This is a genomic window from Micromonospora phytophila (assembly GCF_023656545.1).
GTDB classification, from domain to species: domain Bacteria; phylum Actinomycetota; class Actinomycetes; order Mycobacteriales; family Micromonosporaceae; genus Micromonospora; species Micromonospora phytophila.
Map to the genome: position 1 here is coordinate 1 of NZ_JAMOKF010000444.1, position 3,662 is coordinate 3,662.

A 3,662-nucleotide genomic window follows, 5' to 3' on the forward strand; every position below is an offset into this window, starting at 1 on the left:
CGCAGTGGTGCGGGCGGCGGCGGGCACGGGCCGGTGTGGGCGGCGGGAGGTGCCGACGGTCAGTCGGAGCCGCGCCGGGGCGCCGGGACCGCCCGCCGGAGCAGCCAGGCCACCCGGGACCGTTCCCGGTGGAACTCGGGCGCCTCCGGGTAGCCGCTGTGACTGCGGATCGGCGGGTCGGCCACCTCCCCGTCGCAGGGGTGCAGTGCCTCCGGGTCGCGGACGGCCACGTCCCGTTCGCCGGCCGTCACCTGCCAGCCGAGCGGGTCGGTGTCCCGCCAGAAGTTCGTCCAGCCGGTCCGGCCCGGCGCCGGCGTCAGCACCTCGGTCAACACCGGCAACCGCTCCGGCCCGAAGTACGCGGGGAAGATCCGCCCGTAGAGACGGGTCAGCTGGCAGCCGTAGGAGAAGAACCAGATCCGCCGTCGCCACCGCGCGGGCAGTTGGAAGATGACCGCTGCGCAGATCACCGTGCCCTGGCTGTGCCCGGAGAGGATGATCCCGTCCACCGCCCGCGGGTCGTGCTCGGCGAGCGCGAGCAGCCCGGCGGTACGGGTCTGCAGCTCGGGCACGGCCCGCTCGGCGTAGCTGGGCGGGGCCAGCGGGTGCGCGGCCCGGGGCCAGAAGGTGCCGACGTCCCAGATCACGCCGACTGAGCGGCGTACGACGTTGTTGCGGTAGACCAGCAGGCCCAGGCCGGCGACGAGCGCCGGCAGCCAGCCCAGCAGCGAGTCGCCCACGTCGGAGATGGTCTTCAGCACGGCCGCGCCGCCGGTCGCCGCGGCCGGGTGCGGCCGGGCGTGGGACAGGACGGCGGTGCAGCCGAGGGCGGCCAGCACGCCCGCGACGACGGCGTAGCAGCCGGCCAGCCGAAGGGCGTGCTCGCCGACCAGCCGGTGCAGCGCCCGGTAGGCGCTCACGTCCCGGCAGCGCCGGAGCTCGTGGCCGGAGAGCGTGTGGCCGGGCGGCGCCAGCTCGGCGTACTCCTGCCGGCGGAGCCGGACGAAGAGCAGGCCGGCGTGGGCCGCCGTGGCGGCGAGCGCGAGCAGCGCGACGGTGAAGGCGAGCCCGGCCCACATCACCGGGATGGGCGGTACGACGGGGGAGAGACCGCTCGGCGTGGCGCCGTTGTTGAGCCGGTCGGTGACCCAGTAGAGCAGCCCGGCGCAGTAGGAGACGCAGAGCACCCAGCCGGCGCCGGCGATGAGGGCCGGCGCCCGGCCGCCCCAGGCCAGGTCGGTGTGGGGCTCCAGCGGTTGGCCCTCGGTCGCCGGGCGGGTGCGCGGCAGCAGCAGGCCGGTCGCGGCGAGGGTGAGGGCCGGGAGGGCGAGCATCCAGACCTCCAGCGGTGCCGGCGCGGGCGGGAGCCCGGGCAGCCAGCCGTCGACCCAGGCGAACCCGAGGGCGAGCAGCAGGCCGGCGGAGGCCGGCGCGGCCAGCGCCCGGCGGCCGGAGCGGGCCGCCGACCCGATGGCGATCAGCAGCAGCAGCTGGCCGGTGGCCAGCCAGGCGATGATCCAGTCGAGGCCGGGCAGCGAGCGGTCGACCGGGCAGCCCGGGGTGACCGGGTGTCGGCCGCAGCCGGCGGGCGGGCGCAGTTCGGCCAGCGGGGTGCCGGCCGGACCGTCGGGCAGCAGCAGGACCAGCAGGGTGCCGACCAGGCCCAGCCCGGCGAGCATGGCGACCGCGATGCTCCACGGCCCGAGCGGGGTGGCCCCGGCCCGCCGCGTCAGCCAGGGCCGGGCGAGGGCCACCACCGCGATCAGCACGACGACGGCGAGCACGGCCACGGTGGGCCAGGCGACGGCGGCCCGCACCCCGCGGGGCGGGTCCATCGCGAGGACGGTGCCCAGCGGTACGGCGGCGGCGACGACCGCGCCGGTGCACAGGTGCAGCACGGCGGCCCGCCGCAGCTGCCCCTCTCCGCACCAGAAGGTGGGGTCCTGCAGCGGGTTGTCCGGTGGCCCGGGCGGCGGCTCGGGGACGGGTGGTGGGTCCTCCACCGGCTGCCCGGGGTGGTTGTCCGCGTCGGTTCCGGCGCCGGCCCGTGCCCCGGCGGCCGTCGCGGTGACCGGATCGGCGGGCATCTCCGCCTCGTACTGGTAGGTCCGCCAGCACACGGTTCCCAGCACGGCCAGCAGGCCGAGCGGCACGAGCAGGCCGACGGCGAGCGCGCGGGCTCCCTCGCGCCACCAGCCGTGCCCGAGGAACTCCCAGGGGCCGGGGATCCGGCCGAGGCAGTCGTCGTCGACGCACTGCCAGCCGATCAGGTCGACGCCGACGGCGGTGACCGCGAGCACCGCCGTTCCGGTGAGGCTCAGGCAGAAGAGCCGGATCAGCCACGCGGTGATGCCCGACCTGCTGGCCCAGCGTTCCGTGTCGGGGTCGGGGGGGATCTCCGGCCGGGCGTGCAACGCGACGTTGGCCAGCGTGAACGGCAGCAGCAGCGTCCACAGGGCCCGCTCGACGTCGCGCGCGGTCCGCGCGCCGGAGGTCAACTGCCCCCAGCTGTACGCCTCGACGACGATCGGGTCACCCGGCCCGGCGGCGGCGGAGCGGTAGAAACCGGTGACCGGGTCGCCCGCGACGAGCCACGGTTGGGGCGCCTCGCCCGTCGGGTCCGGTTGCAGACCGAGGAGTTGGTCGGGGGGCGTGTTGGAGACCCCGTGCACCCGCAGTTCGAGCACCCGACCGATCATGCCTCGCCTCCCGGTGACGGCTTCGCTACCCACAGTGCCGTGGAGGTGGTGGTCGTCGCCAGTCGTCGAAGGGACGTTTTTGCAGGTCAGGCGGGGTGGTGTGGGTCAGTCGAGCTGGCGTACCGGTCGGGCGGGGTTGCCGACCGCGACGACGTTCGGCGGCAGGTCCCGCGTCACGACGGCGCCCGCCCCCACGACGGTGTTCTCCCCGACGGTGATGCCGGCGAGCACGATCGCGCCGGCGCCGAGCCAGACGTTGTCGCCGATGGTGATCGGCTTGGCCGCCTCCCACTTGTTCCGGCGCGGCTCCGCCTCGACCGGGTGGGTGGGGGTGAGCAGTTGCGCGTTCGGTCCGATCTGGACGTCGGCGCCGATGGTGATCGGGGCGACGTCGAGGAAGACCGCGTTGTAGTTCACGAAGCCGCGTGGCCCGATCCGGATCTGCCAGCCGTAGTCGCAGTGGAACGGCGGCCGGATCCAGGTGCCCTCGCCGAGTTCGCCGAGCAGCTCGCGCAGGGCGGCGAGCCGGCCCCGCGAGTCGGTAGCGGGGCTGCTGTTGAAGCGTTCCATCAGCTGCGCCGCGTGGTCCAGGTCGGCGATGATCTCCGGCTCGTCGGCGATGTAGGGCTCGCCGGCCAGCATGCGTTCCCTCATGGATGCCACCGGCCGATCATGCCGATCCGGTGGGCGGTGCGTTGGCGGATCCGTCGATTTTCTGACTTCACTATGCATACCCGGTATGCAATTCTGATGGCTGTCAATGCGTCTCCCCGTTGGTAGAACGCCCCAGGAGGAGGATCCGTTGCAGCGAAGAAGAAGAATGGCCGGTCTGGGCCTCGTGCTCGGTCTGGTGCTCGGCACCCCGGGAATGGCCGTGGCCCGGCCGGCGTCCGGCCCGCCCTCGACCGTCGCCCCGGGCGCCACCGTCGACGGCGGCGGCCCGGCGCGGGCGGCTGCCGCGGG

2 protein-coding genes are annotated in these 3,662 nt (G+C 75.0%); both read right to left on the bottom strand.

Features of this window, described 5'->3' with window-relative positions; all coding sequences use genetic code 11:
• Positions 1-59: 59 nt before the first annotated feature.
• Positions 60-2,699: a hypothetical protein gene (locus tag NCC78_RS29235; protein ID WP_250798573.1), complete on the bottom strand. Its 2,640-nt coding sequence runs from the start codon at positions 2,697-2,699 to the stop codon at positions 60-62.
• 105 nt (positions 2,700-2,804) lie between these two features.
• Positions 2,805-3,353, bottom strand: a complete 549-nt coding sequence (locus NCC78_RS29240; RefSeq protein WP_372495228.1) for a sugar O-acetyltransferase — start codon at positions 3,351-3,353, stop codon at positions 2,805-2,807.
• Positions 3,354-3,662: the final 309 nt, after the last annotated feature.

Coding starts and splice junctions, on each gene's coding strand:
- NCC78_RS29235 (WP_250798573.1), bottom strand. CDS start 2,699: ATGATCGGTCGGGTGCTCGAACTGCGGGTGCACGGGGTCTCCAACACG.
- NCC78_RS29240 (WP_372495228.1), bottom strand. CDS start 3,353: ATGAGGGAACGCATGCTGGCCGGCGAGCCCTACATCGCCGACGAGCCG.